At 36.6% G+C, this 19,563-nt stretch carries 15 protein-coding genes; all 15 read left to right on the top strand.

All coding sequences use genetic code 11. The features are described 5' to 3' along the window. Nucleotides 1-13: 13 nt before the first annotated feature. The 15 genes from GI584_RS23240 to GI584_RS23170 all read left to right on the top strand — a co-directional run bounded on the left by GI584_RS23240 (nt 14) and on the right by GI584_RS23170 (nt 19,563). Nucleotides 14-3,352, top strand: coding sequence for a DUF5107 domain-containing protein (locus GI584_RS23240; protein WP_228552311.1), 3,339 nt, complete (start codon nt 14-16; stop codon nt 3,350-3,352). A gap of 596 nt (nt 3,353-3,948) precedes the next feature. Then, a complete protein-coding gene (gene licT, locus GI584_RS23235) occupies nt 3,949-4,800 on the top strand; it encodes a BglG family transcription antiterminator LicT (protein WP_153792798.1) in 852 nt (283 codons plus the stop codon). 247 nt (nt 4,801-5,047) lie between these two features. Next, nucleotides 5,048-6,961 carry a beta-glucoside-specific PTS transporter subunit IIABC gene (locus tag GI584_RS23230; protein WP_153792797.1) on the top strand — a complete coding sequence of 638 codons (1,914 nt, stop codon included), beginning with the start codon at nt 5,048-5,050 and terminating at the stop codon, nt 6,959-6,961. Between the two features lie 52 nt (nt 6,962-7,013). Further along, nucleotides 7,014-8,450: a 6-phospho-beta-glucosidase gene (locus GI584_RS23225; RefSeq protein WP_100358502.1), complete on the top strand. Its 1,437-nt coding sequence runs from the start codon at nt 7,014-7,016 to the stop codon at nt 8,448-8,450. A 12-nt stretch (nt 8,451-8,462) separates the two neighbouring features. Next, nucleotides 8,463-9,905 (top strand): glycoside hydrolase family 1 protein, encoded by a 1,443-nt coding sequence (locus GI584_RS23220; RefSeq protein WP_153792796.1) that lies wholly within the window; start codon nt 8,463-8,465, stop codon nt 9,903-9,905. A 1,000-nt stretch (nt 9,906-10,905) separates the two neighbouring features. Next, nucleotides 10,906-14,289 (top strand): LamG-like jellyroll fold domain-containing protein, encoded by a 3,384-nt coding sequence (locus tag GI584_RS23215; RefSeq protein ID WP_153792795.1) that lies wholly within the window; start codon nt 10,906-10,908, stop codon nt 14,287-14,289. Nucleotides 14,290-14,990: 701 nt separating this feature from the next. Then, on the top strand, nt 14,991-15,242 hold the full coding sequence (gene gvpJ / locus GI584_RS23210; protein ID WP_100358506.1) for a gas vesicle protein GvpJ: 252 nt from the start codon (nt 14,991-14,993) through the stop codon (nt 15,240-15,242). 16 nt (nt 15,243-15,258) lie between these two features. After that, nucleotides 15,259-15,681: a hypothetical protein gene (locus tag GI584_RS23205; RefSeq protein WP_153792794.1), complete on the top strand. Its 423-nt coding sequence runs from the start codon at nt 15,259-15,261 to the stop codon at nt 15,679-15,681. A gap of 23 nt (nt 15,682-15,704) precedes the next feature. Next, nucleotides 15,705-16,166 (top strand): gas vesicle protein GvpQ, encoded by a 462-nt coding sequence (gvpQ, locus tag GI584_RS23200; protein ID WP_153792793.1) that lies wholly within the window; start codon nt 15,705-15,707, stop codon nt 16,164-16,166. A 26-nt stretch (nt 16,167-16,192) separates the two neighbouring features. Further along, on the top strand, nt 16,193-16,456 hold the full coding sequence (gene gvpJ, locus GI584_RS23195; RefSeq protein ID WP_073202329.1) for a gas vesicle protein GvpJ: 264 nt from the start codon (nt 16,193-16,195) through the stop codon (nt 16,454-16,456). Between the two features lie 49 nt (nt 16,457-16,505). Beyond that, a complete protein-coding gene (gene gvpO / locus GI584_RS23190; protein ID WP_100358509.1) occupies nt 16,506-16,772 on the top strand; it encodes a gas vesicle protein GvpO in 267 nt (88 codons plus the stop codon). A gap of 21 nt (nt 16,773-16,793) precedes the next feature. Next, entirely contained in the window at nt 16,794-17,699 is a 906-nt protein-coding gene (gvpN, locus tag GI584_RS23185) for a gas vesicle protein GvpN (protein ID WP_100358510.1), read from the top strand. Nucleotides 17,700-17,717: 18 nt separating this feature from the next. Next, a complete protein-coding gene (locus GI584_RS23180) occupies nt 17,718-18,485 on the top strand; it encodes a GvpL/GvpF family gas vesicle protein (protein ID WP_153792792.1) in 768 nt (255 codons plus the stop codon). 4 nt (nt 18,486-18,489) lie between these two features. Continuing rightward, the gene (locus tag GI584_RS23175) at nt 18,490-18,744 is read left to right on the top strand and encodes a gas vesicle protein GvpG (RefSeq protein WP_153792791.1); all 255 of its coding nucleotides are present in this window, start codon (nt 18,490-18,492) and stop codon (nt 18,742-18,744) included. 12 nt (nt 18,745-18,756) lie between these two features. After that, the gene (locus GI584_RS23170; protein ID WP_153792790.1) at nt 18,757-19,563 is read left to right on the top strand and encodes a GvpL/GvpF family gas vesicle protein; all 807 of its coding nucleotides are present in this window, start codon (nt 18,757-18,759) and stop codon (nt 19,561-19,563) included.

Below are 19,563 nucleotides of genomic sequence, written 5' to 3'. Positions count from 1 at the left end.
GAGGAAGGATACTGTGACAACAAAAGTAAAAGTGTATGAGCGGGATGTAACGATTCCGACTTACCCAGTTGGTAAACCAGAAAAAAATCCAATGTTTTTAGAAAAAAGAGTCTATCAGGGAAGTTCGGGAAAAGTGTATCCCCATCCGATTATTGAAAAGATATATGATCAAAAAGAAGAAAAAACATATCGATTAGTCATATTAGAGAACGAATACTTGTACGTAGAATTAATGCCGGAAATAGGTGGCCGTATTTATCGTGCGCTTGATAAGACGAATGAGTATGATTTTGTTTATTACAATGAAGTCATCAAGCCTGCGTTAGTCGGACTGGCAGGGCCTTGGATTTCGGGAGGAATTGAATTTAACTGGCCACAACATCACCGTCCCAATACATTTGGTCCAGTCGAATATACGATAGAAGCGAATCAAAATGGCAGTCAAACGGTTTGGATGAGCGAAATCGATCGGATGTATGGAACGAAAGGTATGGCAGGTTTTACGCTTCATCCTAACAAAGCTGTCATTGAAATCACCGGTCAATTATATAACCGAACCAGCCAGGCACAAACCTTTTTGTGGTGGGCGAATCCAGCTATTCCAGTCAATGACCATACGCAATCTATTTTTCCACCTGACGTTCGTTTTGTCTTTGATCATGGGAAGCGAGATGTATCGAAATTCCCAATTGCTACAGGTGAGTATTACAAAATGGATTATTCAGCAGGTGCGGATATTTCGAAGTATAAGAATATTCCTGTACCAACGTCTTATATGGTGCACCACTCTGATTATAATTTCGTTGGTAGTTATGATTTCAAAGAGCAATCTGGTATTTACCATGTTGCTAATCGCCACATTTCACCAGGAAAAAAACAATGGACATGGGGAAGAGGTGATTTTGGTAAAGCATGGGATCGTAACCTAACGGATGAGAATGGTCCATATGTAGAACTGATGACAGGCGTCTTCACCGATAATCAGCCTGACTTTACCTGGATACAACCTTATGAAGAAAAGCAATTCACACAATATTTTATGCCATATAAAGATATAGGCGCTATCAAAAATGCCAGTGTAGACGCAGCAGTAAACTTAACATTAAATGCTGGGGTACTAACTGCTGGTGTCTATACAACCTCAGCTTTCCATAACGTCAAATTGATCATTAAGCATAAGGGTAAAACTTTTCAAGAGTTTACGTTTAACTCCACACCTGGAAAAGGCTGGATAAAAACGTTCGAAGTAGACAAAACTGATCAAATTCATGACTATCTGATCCAGGTTTTCTCAGAGAATGATAGCCTATTAGTGGAATTTCAAGCAGAAGCACCAGCCATTGAAGAAATACCAGAAGCAGCGAAGGCGATTGAAGCTCCAGAAAAATTAAGACATAATGAGGATCTTTTCCTCGCTGGTCAGCATTTGGAACAATACCGTCATGCGACATTTGAGCCTGACGATTATTATTTGGAAGGTCTCCGTCGAAATCCTAGTGATTATCGTATGAATAATGCATACGGACAGTTACTATTAAGAAGGGGACAATTATCAGAAAGTGAAAAACATTTACGAAAAGCAATTGAGACGTTAACAAGGCACAATCCTAATCCATATGAAATGGAGCCCTACTTCTACCTTGGTGTAAGTCTACAATTGCAAGGTAAAACAACGGAAGCATATGGCACATTTTACAAAGCAACATGGAGTGGTCTTTGGAAGGATAAAGCGATCAGTCATCTCGCGATGATCGCTTACCAAAACGGTGAGGTGGAAACAGCACGAAGTCATGCTGATGAAGCGTTTCTTATCAATCAAAACAATCTGATTATACGCAATCTAAGAACAGCATGCCTCCGCCAATTAGGTAATCTAGAACAAGCGCTTGATGATACTTTAACAACTATCAAAAAAGATCCAGTTGACTTTGGTGCCAGATATGAACGGTATTTAATTTATATCGAACTCGAAGAAAAAGAAAAAGCTACAGAAGCGTGGGAATCATTAGAGAAGATCACACGAGGGGAAACCCGCAATTACCTTTATTTATCACAGGACCTACTTTTATCAGGACGATTTGCAGATATCGAGTTATTGCTTACGTCGATAAAAACTGACTCGAACCCAATGATCGGGTATTATCTTGGTTATGCAGCTCACCATCAGGGGCGTTTAGGTCAAGCAAAAAGCTATTATCGACAAGCAAACCAACAGCCATCAGACTATTGTTTCCCTAATCATTTATATGATTATCTCGTACTAAACGATGCATTAGAAACCGTAGCAGAACAAGATAAGGCACATTATTATCTTGGTAATCTTATGTATGATAAAAAAAGGTACGAAGAAGCCGCGATTCATTGGCAACAATCGATTGCGATAGAGGATACCTTTCCTACCGCTTTTCGCAACCTAGCTTTTTACTATTATAATAAATTAGGCAATCAGGAAAAAGCTCAAGAAGTATTAGAGAAAGCCTTCAGCCTAGACAAAAAAGATGCAAGAGTGTTCTACGAATTGGATCAATTATACAAAAAGATAGGCCATTCACCAGAAAAACGGATCAACATCATGGAAAAACACATGGACCTCGTGAAAGAACGAGATGATCTTTTTGTTGAATATATCACGCTTCAACATATTCTAGGAAACTATCAAGAAACATTACCTTTGATTCAGCATAGAATATTCCATCCATGGGAAGGCGGAGAAGGGAAAATCACCAAACAATATACTACCTCCCATATCGGTCTTGCATTAGCCGCAATGGACAATCAAGAATATAGTAAAGCAATAAGTCTATTACAAAAAGCGAAAACATTTCCTGAAAACCTAGGTGAAGGCAAGCTTCACGGCGCCCAGGAAAATGATATAAACTATTGGCTTGGTATAGCCCATTCATTTAATCAAGAAAAAGAAGAATCGACACACTATTTTAAAGAAGCAACGCACGGACTTGGTGATCCTACTAATGCTATGTATTACAATGACCAACCACCAGAGATGATTTTTTATCAAGGACTTGCACACCGCCAATTAAATGATGGTAACCTTGCTAATGGTACATTTAATAAACTAATAGATTACGGTGAAACACAATTATTCAAGACATTAGAAATTGATTACTTTGCTGTATCCTTACCTGATTTTCTCGTATTTGATGAAGATATGGAGCAAAAAAATAAAGTTCATTGCTTCTTCATGATGGCATTAGGATATATGGGATTACAAAACAAAGAAAAAACAAAAGAATTTTTGTACCAAGTGTTGGAATTAAATCCAAGTCACCAAGGGGCAGCATGGCATTTACAACATTTCGATAGATTTTATCACGGTGCTAATCGTCCTTAAAACCCCACTTTAAGGTTCAAGTAAATCAAAGAAGCTAAGTGTGGGGGTAATGAACACTAACACCCTGATAAGTATCACTTTATAGTTAATTAATTTGGTGGCATAGGTTTTCATTTAGATGGGCTGAGACTAAAGCCATTTATTTAAACAAAAAAGAGTAGTATCCATCACAAAATGGTGAAGGGTACCACTCTTTTTTTATAATATTCCAAAAAGATAAGTTTCGTACAAGATGCTTAGCTATCATTTTGATGTTAATGGGAATAAACAGACTGTCACTCCCTGATAGGTTTCGTTAACAATCAGTGGGGTCAAAAACCCCCACTGATTGAAAAGTCCCGCTTTTTACCCTTGACATCTGTTTAAAAATAGTTATAATTAATTATAAAAGCGGTTACAAAATTATTGTGTGATTTTAGGATTGTTACTGGTCAAGCAGGCAAAACCTAAGTTATTGAATAGTACATCGCCCAGAATTAGATGGGAGGAGTATGTATTATTCCATAGCTTAGGTTTTTTTAATTAATTTTTTCCTTTATCATTGGGGTAAAATAGGTTTAGCGTCCAAAAAAATATCGAATAAAAGGATGACTGATATGAAAATTAATAAAGTGCTAAATAATAATGTCGTCGTCACTACTAACCAACATGGTCAAGAAATAGTTGTTATGGGGAAAGGTTTAGCATTTCAGAAAAAAGTGGGACAAAGGATTGATGAAGATAAAATTGAAAAGAATTTTGTCCTACAAGATACCGGAACAAGTGAAAAGCTAAATCAATTATTACAAGATACGTCAGATAAATATTTGGATATTGCTTCTGAAATTTATGAATATGCACGGTCGATTTTACCGTATAAGTTGAATGATTATTTATATATTGCATTAACAGATCATATCAGTTTTGCGATAACAAGAATGAAGGAAGGCATTCAGCTAAAAAACACATTGTTATTCGAGATCCGCAAATATTATAAAAAAGAATTTGACATTGGTTTGCACTCATTGGATATTATTGAAGAGTATACCGGTATAAGAATGAATGAAGATGAGGCAGCATCAATTGCTCTACACTTAATCAATAGTCAGCTATCTGGGGAAAACATGGAAATGGCCGTCCAGGTAACTGATGTTGTCAACAAGGTTTTAAATATCGTGAAATATCATTATAAAACAGAAATAGATGAGAACTCTATTAATTATGAAAGGTTTTTAACTCATTTGCGTTTCTTTACGGTGCGATTTTTACGTGAAGAGCATATTGAAGAGACAATTGATGAATTCTTTTATGAGCAAGTACAAAGTAAATATCACCAAGCATACAAATGTACAGAAAAAATAGCAACATTTTTAGAAAAGAATTTCAATTGGGTATTAACCAAGGATGATATGGTATATTTGACAATCCATATTCATCGCGTTACCTATCGACAAAGAAAGACTAACTAAAAATGGGGAAAGCGATTTAATTTATGATTGACAAGCAAGAAAGAAGATGATAAATTAAATGTACAAAACCTATAGGAAAAGTAAGGAATGTTACCTTATTGGGCATAACCTGAATGAATTGGAAGCGCATAGCTATCACTATGTGTGTATGATCCAGTTCATTCAGGTTTTTTATTTGCTCTAAATAAACCCCTTACATGAAAAATGAAAGCTTTCATAAAACATTAATTAGAGAGGTGAAACGATCATGAAATATCAACAGTTAGCAAGGGATATTATTCAACATGTTGGTGGAAAAGAAAATGTAAACAGTGTCGTTCATTGTATTACACGACTCCGTTTTAAATTAAAAGATGAAAGTAAAGCGAATACAGAAGCATTAAATAAAATGGATGGTGTTGTAACCGTTCGAAAAAGCGGCGGTCAATATCAAGTAGTTATTGGAAATCATGTAGCAGATGTTTATAAAGCAGTAGTTGCTGAAGGTGGATTTGAAGCAAAAGGTGAAGTAGATCAAGACGAAGAAAAAGGCAGTTTGTTAAATCGTTTTATCGATATGATCTCTGGTATTTTTACGCCTATTCTTGCTGTATTAGTAGCATCTGGTGTGTTAAAAGGTTTTAATGCACTATTTGTAGCAGTTGGGTTATTAGATGAACAAGGTGGAACCTATCAAATTCTAAATGCAATTGGAGATGGACTATTCTACTTCTTACCAGTGATTTTAGGTTATACCGCAATGAAAAAATTTGGTGGAACCCCGTTCTTAGGTATGGTTATAGCGATGGCATTGGTTTATCCTGATTTGGAAGGGATACCAGGAGCAAGCGAGCCATTGTACACGCTATTTGCAGGAACGATGTTCGAATCACCTGTATATATTGAATTTCTTGGAATACCAGTTATTTTAATGACTTATTCGATGTCGGTTATTCCGATTATCATAGCAACATTCTTTGCAGCTAAATTGGAAACAACTTTTGCTAAAGTAGTTCCAAATGTATTGAAGATGTTCCTAGTACCATTGTTAACTATGCTTATTATTATACCATTAACTTTTATTATCATTGGTCCTATTGCCACTTGGGCAAGTCAATTATTAGGGGCAGCAAGTGTTGGTATTTATGATTTAAGTCCAATTATTGCCGGTATTTTTATTGGTGGTTTATGGTTAGTGTTTGTAATGTTTGGTTTACATTGGGGCCTTGTACCAGTCGCTCTTAATAACTTTGCAACACTTGGTCAAGATCCAATTTTAGCTTTAATATTTGCACACTCATTTGCATTAGCGGGTGCCTTAATGGCTGTTATCATTAGAACGAAAAATCAAAAAACAAAAACATTAACGCCACCAGCCATTGTTTCAGCGATATTTGGTGTAACAGAGCCAGGTATGTATGGGGTTGCGTTACCACTTAAATGGCCGTTTATTTATACCGTCATATCATCAGCTGTTGGTGGTGCCATATTAGGTGTGTTTGGAACGATTGGTTACAATATGGCAGGACTAGGTGTATTCCAAATTCCAAGTTTTATTCATCCTGAAGAAGGATTGAATCTATCCTTTGTAGCTTCTATTATTGCGATGATTGTTGCAGCGGTATTGGCATTTGTTCTAACGTATTTCTTTGGAGGTATTGGAAAGCAAGAGGCAGAAGAAGAATCAGCAAATGAGGAGACTTCTAATAATAGTGAAACAGAAGTAAAAAGCGAGGAAATAACAAGCCCTTTAACTGGAGAAATGAGAAAGTTAGAAGAAATTGATGACACTGCTTTCGCATCCGGAGCTCTAGGAAAAGGCATTGCAATTGAACCTACAGACGGTAAGTTAGTATCGCCTGTTTCAGGGACCATTTCCGCTTTATTCCCGACAAAGCATGCGATCGGTATTACCTCTGATAATGGTGCGGAGATCTTAATTCATGTTGGTTTAGATACGGTTCAACTTGATGGGAAATATTTCGAAACATCCCTGCAACAGGGAGAACGAGTAGAAAAAGGTCAAGAACTTCTAACATTTGATATAGAGGGAATTCAAAAAGCTGGTTTTCAGATTACGACACCAGTAGTTGTAACGAACCATGACCAATATCAACTAAAAATAATAGAACAATCTAGTGTAACTTCAGAAAGTACTGTTATTGAATTGACATCTAAATAAAGGGGAAGGGGCTCTCAAAGGCTCCTTTTTCCCATAGCAATAGGGGGACTGAATGATGATAAATAAATTTCCAAAAGATTTTCTTTGGGGTGGAGCTATAGCAGCTAATCAAGTAGAAGGTGCCTATTTAAAAGATGGAAAGGGATTAACAACGGTCGATCTTTTACCAACAGGTGAAAATCGTTTTCCGATTATGTTAGGGAAAGTGGAAAACTATACTCCACAAGAAAATGAATTCTATCCATCACATGAGGCAATTGATTTCTATCATCGCTATAAAGAAGATATTGCCCTTTTTGCAGAAATGGGGTTTAAATCATTTCGCCTATCTATTTCTTGGGCACGTATTTTTCCAAATGGAGATGACAAAGAGCCTAATGAAGCAGGGTTGCAATATTACGATGACGTGTTTGATGAATTAAACAAATATGGAATTGAACCAGTGGTGACATTGGCCCATTTTGATGTACCGGTTCACTTGGTGAAAGAATATGGCAGTTGGAAAAATCGAAAAGTAGTAGACTTCTTTGAAAAATATGCTAAAACCGTTTTTACTAGGTACAAAAATAAAGTGAAGTATTGGTTAACATTTAATGAGATAAATATGCTGCTACACTTACCATACGTTGGGGCAGGGCTTATTTTTAAAGAAGATGAAGACAAACAGCAAGTCATGTATCAAGCAGCTCATCATCAATTAGTTGCAAGTGCTTTAGCTGTTAAAGCAGGTCATGAGATCATTCCTGACGCACAAATCGGTTGTATGTTGGCAGCCGGTATGACGTATCCATATTCTTGTAACCCGGATGATATCCAAAAAGCGATGGATCAAGATCGTGAATCATTCTTCTTTATTGATGTGCAGTCTCGTGGTGAATATCCAGGTTATGCGAAGCGCTTTTTTGAAGAGAATGATATTGAGCTTGCGATCGAACCAAATGATGAAGAATTATTAAAGAAGTATACCGTGGATTATATTGGATTTAGTTATTACAGTTCTCGGGCTACTAGTACAGATCCAGAAGTATTAAAAGATCAGACAGCGGGAAATGTATTTGATTCGATCACTAATCCATACTTAGAAGCTTCTGAATGGGGTTGGACGATTGATCCCAAAGGTTTCCGTATTACCGCTAATCAACTATATGATCGTTATCAAAAACCGTTATTTGTAGTAGAAAATGGTTTAGGTGCGGTTGATCAATTGAATGAAGATCATGAAATAAAAGATGATTATCGCATTGCTTATTTACGTGAGCATATCAAACAAATGGGGGAAGCACTGAAGGATGGTGTGGAAATCATTGGTTATACAAGTTGGGGACCAATTGATATCGTAAGTGCCTCAACAGGCGAAATGAAAAAACGTTACGGCTATATTTATGTAGACCGTGATAATGATGGAAAAGGAACGTTGAGCAGAAGTAAGAAGCAAAGTTTTGATTGGTATAAACAAGTGATTGAATCGAATGGAGAAAATGTAGAATAAGGAGGCAACATGATGTCTAGTAAAACATATCAATTCCCAAAAAATTTCTTATGGGGTGGAGCTACTGCTGCTAATCAAATCGAAGGTGGCTTTCATGAAGGTAATAAAGGATTGAATATTGCAGATGTCCTACCAGGTGGAAAAGGACGTTTAAATATTTTAAAAGAACCAGGATTTAATTTTGAAATCGATAAAGAAAAATATACGTATCCCAACCATGAAGCAATCGACTTTTATCATCGCTATAAAGAAGATATTGCGTTATTTGCAGAAATGGGTTTTAAAGTATTCCGTATGTCCATTGCTTGGACACGAATTTTTCCAAAAGGCGATGAAAAAGAACCGAATGAAGAAGGCTTAGCTTTTTATGATCGAGTCTTTGATGAATTACACAAGCACGGCATTGAACCAGTTGTAACGATTTCGCATTATGAGATGCCAGTAGATTTAGTAAAAAATTATGGTGGGTGGCGAAGTCGTGAGGTTGTAACATTCTTCGAGCGTTATGTACAAGCTATTTTTAATCGTTATAAAGATAAAGTGAAATATTGGATGACCTTTAATGAGATTAATAGTGGTTTAGTGATGCCAATTATGGGCTTAGGTTTTTCCATTGAAAAGGAAGAGGATAAATATACACCAACATTCCAAGCATTCCACCATCAATTTGTAGCAAGTAGTTTAGCGGTGAAAGCTTGTCATGAAATTATTCCAGATGCACAAATTGGTTGTATGATTATTTATGCTCCTGTCTATTCTTATGATTCAAATCCTGAAAATGTGATGTATGCCTTAGAAGAAGAGCGTCTGTTTAATTATTATTGTGCAGATGTTCAAGTTCGCGGTGAATACCCAGCATTTATGAAGCGTTTCTTTAAAGAAAATAACATTGAATTAGACATAAAAGAAGGCGATTTAGCATTAATTAAAGAACATACTGTAGATTATATTGGATTTAGCTATTACATGTCTCGCACCGAAAAATTAGATAAATCGGATCAAAAGAATGCAGACGGAAATATTATGGCAGGTGTTCGTAATCCTTTCTTGAAGGCTAGTGACTGGGGATGGGAAATCGATCCAACCGGTTTACAAATTGCCTTGAACCAATTATATGATCGTTATCGTGTACCCCTGTTTGTTGTGGAAAATGGCTTAGGTGCATATGACAAAGTAGAAGAAGATGGTTCTGTGCATGATGATTATCGCATTGCATACTTGCGTGACCACATTGCTGCCATGGGTGAAGCTATCGAAGACGGTGTAGATTTAATGGGTTACACTGCTTGGGGTTGCATTGACTTAGTAAGTGCATCAACCGGTGAAATGTCTAAGCGTTATGGTTTTATTTATGTCGATAAAGATGATGAAGGTAGAGGAACATTAGATAGAAGTCGCAAAAAGTCGTTCTGTTGGTATAAAGATGTGATTGAAAGTAATGGAGAAAAATTATAAAAGATTGGGAGACACCCGGTTTGATCAGGGTGTCTTTTGTTCTAAGGCAAGAAAGTATAAAATTTGCGCGGCTGTCTTACTCCGAACGCCTAGAAAATAGGCGACTGCACGAATCGCCCTAATGCCCTTGGGCGAAAGTATAAATTGTCAGCCTAAAAAAATAAGTACCAAAATATCGAAGCGCAAAATCAAAATAGTACTTAAAAGACGATTAAGAACCAAAACCAGAAAGTAAACGATCAAATATGGTACTTAAAGCCGGTTTAAGTACCAAAGTGAAACCCAATATCTTAAATTTGGAACTAAAAAAGAGGATAAGTACCAAAATTTATAATGAACAAGCTGAATTGAAATTGATGAGATAATCCTTATTATGAATATTGGATTGAAGTAGCCTGTATGCCTGAATATACGGGCGCTCTGCGTTTTTTTAAGAATAAGAAAATATAAAATTGCTGCAAACGACAGGTTATGGATAAGCTGTTCCTCAGAGGGAACTGCTATCTGTTTTTGATAGACCTCTCTTAGTCACTTGGGTGGTTAATAGGGAGGTCTATTTCGTTTGATCAGTGATACCTTTGATATAAATCTTACAGGTCTTTTTAATAAACTAAACGTATACAGAAACAATTTCATCATTTATTAATAAATTTATTATATTATGACCATAAATATTGAGTATGATATATATTTATAGTAACCTAATGTATGAGTGCTGTTTCTTTTCTTTCTCGATGTAAGCGATTTATTAACTGTAATTACTAAAGGAGGATTGCTTATAAAGTATGATTAACAAAAATGTAAAGTATATATAGAAACAGTAGTGTTAAATGATCTTAATGCATTTAAAAGAATTTATTCTAAAATTCTACTAAACATGGATATTAGAGTAACGCAAGGAGTATCTAGACATCAAGGTAATAGCAATTTCGAAAAAAACTTATATTTTAAGAAAATGACCACGCTTACAAAATAGGTAAGTGAAAGGAGAAGAGCAATAATGATAAGTTTTAAAAAAAGAATAGCAATGATTGGCCTTTTACTGATGTTCATTATACCGAGTACTGTGCTCGGTGAAGAGCAAACGAATCCAGAAACTAAAGATTTTGACCGTGCTTCTGTACATGATCCATCTATTATTAAGGGTGATGATGGTACTTATTACGTGTTTGGTTCGCATATAGCGGTTGCTAAATCAACTGATTTAAGTAACTGGAATTCTATAGTAGATCGGGAATACCAAACTCCTGAGAATAATCCGATTTATGGTGACTTATCTTCTAATCTTGCGGAATCATTTGAATGGGCAGGGGAAGATGATGCTGATAGTACAGGAGGCTTTGCCGTATGGGCGCCAGATATCTTCTGGAACAAAGACTATGTTTGGGAAGATGGTTCAACAGGTGCTTATATGTTACATTATAGTGTTTCCTCTACTTATATCCGCTCAGCTATCGGTATAGCGGTATCAAAAAATATCGAAGGGCCATATGAATATACGGACACTATTATGTATTCTGGTTTTACGAATTACGAAAGCTATGACAATAATAGTGATGTTAATAAGCATTGGGAAAATACTAATATCTCTGACCTTATTGATGAAGGTGTTATCGATGACGTAAATCCGGATTGGTTTACCGATGAAGGTAACTTCAACAATGCGCTATATACCAATGCAATCGATGCGAATATTCTCTATGATGAGAATGGTGACCTATATATGACCTATGGTTCATGGTCAGGTGGTACGTTTATTTTAGAATTGGATAAAGAAACTGGTACACCGATCTACCCGGGAGAAGATGGAGAAACTTCTGATGGTAGAATGATTGATCGATATTATGGCACGAAGATTGCTGGTGGATATGGAAGATCAGGTGAGGGAACTTATGCAGTTTATGATGAAGATACTGGTTATTATTACCTCTATATTACGTATGGTGGGCTAGCTTCTGATGGTGGCTATCAAATGAGACAATTTAGATCAGAAAGCATTGACGGTCCTTATGTAGATGCAGCAGGTAATGAGGCTGTTTTTCCTGAAAGTTTTGATATAGGTGTAGGTAATTTCCCTGGTAATGATGATCATAAAGAAATTGGTAATAAAATGATGGGGAACTTCCTGTTTAAGAGAGACCTTGGTGAAGAAGGTTCAGGAGTAGGTACTGGATATATGGCGCCAGGCCACAACTCTTATTTAATTGACGAAGATCTTGGAAAAGAGTTTATTGTTACCCATACACGTTTTCCTCAAGAAGGAGAAATGCATGAAGTTCGTGTACATCAAACGTTTAAAAATAGTGATGATTGGCCAGTACCAACGCCATATCACTATGCAGGGGAAGAAATAGAAGCAGTTTCAGAAACAGATGTAATTGGGGACTATAAATATATTAACCATGGTAAGGAAATTACAGGTGAGTTAACAGAATCGACATGGGTAAAATTAAATGAGGACCAGACTGTCACTGGTGCTGTTACAGGGACATGGGAGCTCTATGATGATTACAGAGTTGAATTGACAGTTGATGACGAAACATACGATGGTGTGTTCATTCGTCAATATGATCCGACATCTGACGAGTGGGTCATGACGTTTAGTGCAATGTCCAATGAAGGTGTTGTGGTTTGGGGAAGTCATGTAGAAAGTAAAAACGATCAAGAAGTTGTAGATGGTATTAAACAAGAATTAAATGAAAGCCTTCCAGAACGTGCAATTGCAGATATAACATTACCGACATTGGCAACACAAGGAACGGAAATTACGTGGGAATCTTCTTATCCAGAAGTTATATCAACAGAGGGCGCTGTTAATAGACCGCCATTTGGTTCTGAAGATGCCAATGTAGAATTGACAGCAACGCTCACTTTAGGCGAGATCACGGAAACGTTGACTGTAACGGTAACTGTTCCGGCAAAAGGGGAAGGTGGCTTATCAGCCTTTTATGATTTCAGTGATGGATTTTCAGATCGCTCTGGTAATCAAGAAGATGCTACTGTCACTGGCGATCGTATCAATAATACAGGTGGTGAGATTACCTTTGCTGACGGTATCGTTGGTCAGGCTGCGAAATTCGATGGCGAATCAGGATTGAAGTTGGCAGATGGTTTAATTGCTAGTGATCAATATTCTATTTCTTTATGGATGAAGCCAGAGGAAATTACCGAATTTACAACAACATTTTTTGGTGCTAGAACGGAAAATAATTGGATCAGCCTTGTACCTAATGCACAAAACGTTACTAAGGTGTGGTCTCATAATGGCGATGACTGGTATGATGCAACATCCGATTCTATTATTCCTACAGGAGAGTGGTCACACTTTGCTTTTACTGTAAATGAAGGAGAAGCAAAAGTATATATTAATGGGGAAGAGAAGTTCTCTGATAACAATTTCCCTGATGTCTTTACTACGGTAGATGCACAATTTAGTTTAGGTGTGAACTTTTGGGACACTCCGTTTAAAGGTTTAATGGATGAAGTTCGTGTCTATGATGGACTAGTACTTCCAGCAGAAGAAGTTCAAGCTCTTTACGAAAATACCGGAACAGGTGAAGATGATGAATCATCTGAAAATGGAGAAGATGGCCAGGAAGCTGAAGACAAAGTTATCAGTAAAGTAGCTGATTTAGAGAAAGTTAATAATGTTTATCAAACGAATGTAGACACTAAGAAAACCATTATCAAAAAAGAAGTGGTTGATCAGTTAGATGAAACAGCTTTTATTGTATTACAATTGGAGAATGTCCAAGTGAAAATCCCGGTATCGATTCTGAAAGGTAAAGAGGATATTGTATTTGAATTGGGAGAGGTATCGGAAACCATTAAGTCGAAAAATACGAATGCGGTAAGTGACTTGTATGATTTCACATTAACATCTAATGGTGAGGATATAAGCTTTGACTCACCAGTCACATTAACATTTAAAGTCGACGAAGAAAAAGTTAAGAATTGGGATAACCTAATAGTAGTCTATGTTAATGAGAATGGTGAACAAATAGAAGAAATCATACCTGAAAGTATAGATAGTGCAACTGCTGAAGTGGGAGCAGATGTATCTCACTTCAGTATCTATGGTGTATTTGAAGTAGCAGGTGACGGAACAAGTGATGATGGTTCCTCAGAAGACGAAAATGGAACAGGTAGCAATGATCCATCAGACAATGAAGGTAGAGCAGAAGACGATGGTTCAACAGAAAATAACGATGAAACAGGCGATGATAGTTCATCAGACAATGATGATCAAACAGAAGGCGATGGAGAAACCTTACCAGAAACTGCTACAAATCAATATAATTGGTTGGCACTAGGGCTATTATTATTGGCCATAGGTGTAGGTGCGTTCTTAACGGTAAGAGAAAGAAAAAATACTGCTAATTAAATGTAGTGTGAACCCCTTGGTTAAGTAGTCAGGGGGTTCTTTTATCGGTATTAGGAGCTGAATTGCCTTCGGACAAGGATGGCTTATGCCATCTCCATTGTCCGATTATTCATATATATATAGACTTCTTTCAATCAATAGGACATAAAAGAACAAAAGTTCCTGGATAAAGAGGTGGAGATCATGCTAGTGAAGAAATCCCCAATGCTAAAACCACTGAATATTTAACCTTTTTTGGAAAGATGGAACATTCATCTTCATTTTTATAGGTGCAACTGCCTTTACCATAAATCTCTTAACATTAAGAGACCCCCTTCGTTAACTTTTTGATTCTTACCATAAAATAATCATATGTATTCCAGACTAGTACGATTGATTATTAGCAAATCATCACCCCCAATCATTGTTTATCATTTTACAAATCTCCCTTTCTATTTTCTATAGACACAATGAAACAAATAAATAATAAAAGTAAAGAATTTGTAATAAACGCTTATAGAAGAGTTTAGTTTAACAAAGAGAAGGCGCAATATATCTCACTTTTTCTATTACAAAATATTGCGAAATTGTAAAAATAGATGGAATGATTACCAAATGTTTTCCTTAACTATCCAAACCATGTTTTAAATGGTGGCTTAGGGTGGTAGTGATAAATAACTTCGCAAATGGAAATGGTCATTTTAGCTAAGGAGGTATCTCGGATGAGCATACAAAAAACAACAGACAGCTCAAGTCTAGCAGAAGTGATTGACCGAATATTGGATAAAGGAATTGTCATCGATGCTTATGCAAGAGTTTCACTTGTAGGGATTGAGGTATTAACGGTAGATGCTAGAATCGTGATCGCAAGTGTTGATACGTGGTTGAGATATGCTGAAGCAGTTGGACTGCTTCGTGATGAGGTGGAAGAAGAAGGCGATAAAAGCAGGAGTAATATAGGATTAAGTATCTAAAAAGAGGAGGTTACTTATGGCAGAACAAGAGATTCAACAATCAAAAAATCAGGACAGTAGTCAAGGTTCGATAGGATATATCTTAATGGGTGGAGTTGTAGGAGCGGGAGTTGGATTATTATCTATTCCAGGGACTGCTCAAAAGCTTTACCGGCGCGTGCAACACTCAGAAACTGGGCAAATAATTGCGAAAGAGTTATGTAGAAATGTACAACAACTCATTGCCCATCAGGCGATGGCAGTTGTACAACAGGCAGCACCCGATTACTTGAATAAGGCAAAAAATCGACTTTCAGGTAAGTCTTCTCATGAATCGGAACAAAATAGGACGGAAGAAGACTCACAATATGAAGTGGTAAAACAAGAAAACAAGCAAATTAATCAACGTTTAGATCAAATAGAAAAAAAGCTAGATGAGCTTCTTCATGTTAATGATTAGCCGAAAGATTAAAGGAGGATTCAATGGAAAATAATCCCATTAAAAAAACGGCTAAAAAAGTGGCAGAAACTGCTTTCGAAAAGTCACCTAAGCCTTTAAAAGAAAAGGCAATAGACAAAATGAAAGAAAAGACAACAGAGAAAATAGAGGAGAAAATACAAGATAAAGCAGAACATGCCTCTGCTAAATTACAAGAAGCAAAGGAGCAAAATGCAGAAAAGGTGCATGGAAATGCAGAGGAAGCGAAAGAGAAGGTACAGGATGTATTATTATCCGTACGAGAAAAACTAGCAAAAGTGAAAGAGGCGGGGAAAAACTTTCAGGAGGATATTTCCTCCAGTAATAATAATAAAAAGGTAAAAAGCTATCAGGATGTCAAAGGTATTCAACATATTAAGAGTTCTATGGATATTAAAGGAGCAAGTGATATAAAAAGTTCTACAAGAATTAAATCATCTAAGGATATTAAAAAATTAGGCTCATAAAAATTTTTATTAAAGGAGAATGAACCATGGCCATTCAAAAAACGACAGATAGTTCAAGTCTAGCAGAAGTAATTGATAGGATTTTAGACAAGGGTATAGTGATTGATGCATTTGCAAGAGTATCAGTGGTAGGAATTGAAATATTAACGGTGGAGGCACGGGTTGTTATCGCAAGTGTCGACACATGGTTACGTTATGCGGAAGCTGTAGGTCTCTTAAGAGATGAAGTGGAAGAAGAGGGATTACCTTCACAGCAAAATGAACGAAGTGAAACGCCTTTTAGCTTTTAGAGTTGAAGGCTCCCATAGCCCTCACTTTCACAGTCAGAGGAGGTAACACATGGAAATCAAAGAAATAATGAAAAATGTCAAGGATTTCTTTCAAGAGAATATAGCCTTGCCACATAAAATTACTTCAGTAGAAACGCTTGAAGAAGGTGGTTGGAGAGTGCAAATTGAAGTGTTGGAAGAAAAAGAGTATATGAAGAAATACGCAAAGGATGAAATGTTAGGAACATATGAAGTTTTGCTAGATGAAGATAAAGAAATAACCTCGTATAAGAGAATGGAACTTCGCTACAGAAGTGCGATTGGAGTGGAGAGCTAAAGTGGATGGAGGGAAAAGGAGATGACTGTATTAAACGAGAGAGTTACAACAAACAACAATGCTTTTATCCAAGATGAGTTGACCAAATCACTAATTACAAGATCCTTAAAATATATTAAAGCAGGATATCCTATCCATTTTACAGGTCCCTCTGGTTCAGGTAAGACATCGATTGCGATCACATTAGCAAATAAACTAAAACGACCAGTTATGCTGATGCATGGTAATCATGAATTGGACAATAAAGATTTAATTGGTAGCTTTAGTGGCTATACGAGTTCAAAGGTAGTTGATCAATATGTCAGATCTGTATATAAAAAAGATGAAACCGTAACGGAATCATGGAAAGATGGTCGTTTGCTTGAAGCGGTGAAGAACGGATATACGCTCATTTATGATGAATTTTCCCGTTCTCGTCCAGCAACGAATAACATTTTTCTATCGATTTTGGAAGAAGGAGTATTGCCTTTATATGGCCTAAAGTCCAACCGGCCGTATGTAAAGGTGCACCCTAAGTTTAAGGTGATATTTACCAGTAACCCTAATGAATATGCGGGTGTCTACCAAACACAGGATGCCTTATTAGATAGATTGATAACCTTATATGTTGGTTTTAAGGATAAGCAGGAAGAAGCATTTATTTTAAGTGAAAAAACAGGTTTAGAAAAGGATGAAGCTACTATCATTTCGAGTTTGGTGCAAAATGTGCGAGAAGAATTTCATGAAAGAACTGGCGCTCCTAGCCTCAGAACATCGATACAAATAGCCAAGATAGCAAAAAATAATGACATAGCAATTGAAGGAGCTAATCAAAATTTTCAACAATTGTGCATGGATTTGTTAGGACATTCAGTTGTTCAGGGTCTAGAAATGGCGCATGCCGATGCAAACGATCTTATTTGCAGACTATGTAAGAAAACTACGTGATGAGAAGGAGTATAGACGATGACAGAGCAACAAGAGAATGGTATATATATTTTCTGTGGAATTCAGACAAATGAAAAAGAAGATTTCGGGAATATTCTGTTAGACAAGGAAGAGAGATCTACCTTCACGATACATTATAAAGACGCAGCTATGATTGCAGCTAGGGTCCCGATGAAAATCTATCATCCAAATAAAGAGAATCTGATGATGCATCAGCAGTTAATTTCTAAGGTTATGGCAGAGAAAGACACAGTTATTCCTATCAGCTTTGGGAATGTATTTCACTCAGTGGAGGATGTAGAAATATTGCTGGAAAACCTCTATCCACAATTAGAAGAGCTTTTTCCCGCAATTAAAGGGAAAATGGAGCTAGGATTGAAGGTTATCGGAAAAACAGATTGGCTCAAGTCGGAGGTTCATGCCAGTGAGAAAGTAGAGAAGTTAACGGAACAATTAAGAGGGAAAACAGAGGACGCAGGATATTATGAACGAATTCAGTTAGGTGGGGCAACGCAGGAAATCTTTGCTTCGATCATTAAAGAAATAGAACAAGATGTTTATACTCCTCTTGATGATAGTGCAGAAGCATCAAAAATAAATGATCCGGTTGGTGAAAAAATGCTTCTAAATGCATCCTTTTTAGTGGATCGTAACAAAGAAACGGAGTTTGATCAATTGGTTAACGAAGCACATGAAAAATGGAAGGATAAAGTAGATTTTAAATACAGTGGCCCGTGGCCAGCATATAATTTTGTTAATATTCGATTGACAGTGGAGGAGAGTTAATCAAATGTTGCAGAAAATCGTGACAGCACCTATCGATGTCCTAACCAAGATTGGAGAGAAGGTAAAGGAAGAGGCAGATAAAGAATTCTATGATCTTTCAACCATTCAGCGAAAGCTTGTTTACTTACAAACGATGTATGAGCAAGGAGAAATACCTGAGGTAGATTATCAGAAACAGGAAGAGGAATTGTTGGCTCGCTATGAACAAGCTAAGCGGATAGAAATGGAGCAGTGGCAACGGATGACCGAGAGGAAGTAATGAGGTGAGAGAGTGGAACAATTAATTTATCTATACGGATTTATTCCAGAAAATGAATCAAAGGATAAACCTATACCAAAAATGAAAGGTTTTGATGACAAAGGAAGCATTTATACGGTTCCAGTCGGATCTATGGAAGCGGTAGTTTGTGGACTTGACGAAAATGAGTTTTCTGAGAAGGCACTGCAAGAAAAAACCGAAAATGATATGGAGTGGCTTCAACAAAAGGCTCTTCATCATCATCATACCATTATGAATCTTAATCATACGTACACATTAATCCCTTTACAGTTTTGTACTATTTATAAAAATGAAGAAAGACTCCATCAGACAGTAGAACCGAAAAAGGAAAAGATGATAAATGTCTTAGAAAATTTGAAAGAAAAAGAAGAATGGAATCTAAAAATCTACTGTGATGATGAGGAGTTAAAAGAAGATATAAGTCAGTATAGTTCAACTATAGAAGCAAAGAAAAAAGAAATTAGTCAACTATCACCAGGACGCCGTTTTTTTGAAATGAAAAAAATAGACAGGCTAATGGAAGATGAATTGGAAAAGGAAAAGAACCAGATCTGTGAAGAAATCCATGAGCAAATGAACCAGTTTGCAATAGAGGCAACCATTAAGAAAAATTGGAATAAGGAAATGACAGGTCGTAAGGAGAATATGTGCTGGAATAGTGTGTATTTCCTGGATAGACCAATGGTAGAACTTTTAAAAGATAAAATGGAACAAATAGAAAAGTCGGTAGAGAAGCGAGGCTTTACCTTAGAATTATCGGGTCCTTGGCCTGCCTATCATTTTTCCGATTTAAAGTGA

The organism is Gracilibacillus salitolerans (assembly GCF_009650095.1).
Taxonomy (GTDB): domain Bacteria; phylum Bacillota; class Bacilli; order Bacillales; family Amphibacillaceae; genus Gracilibacillus; species Gracilibacillus salitolerans.
This window is presented reverse-complemented; position numbering and strand designations above follow the sequence as displayed.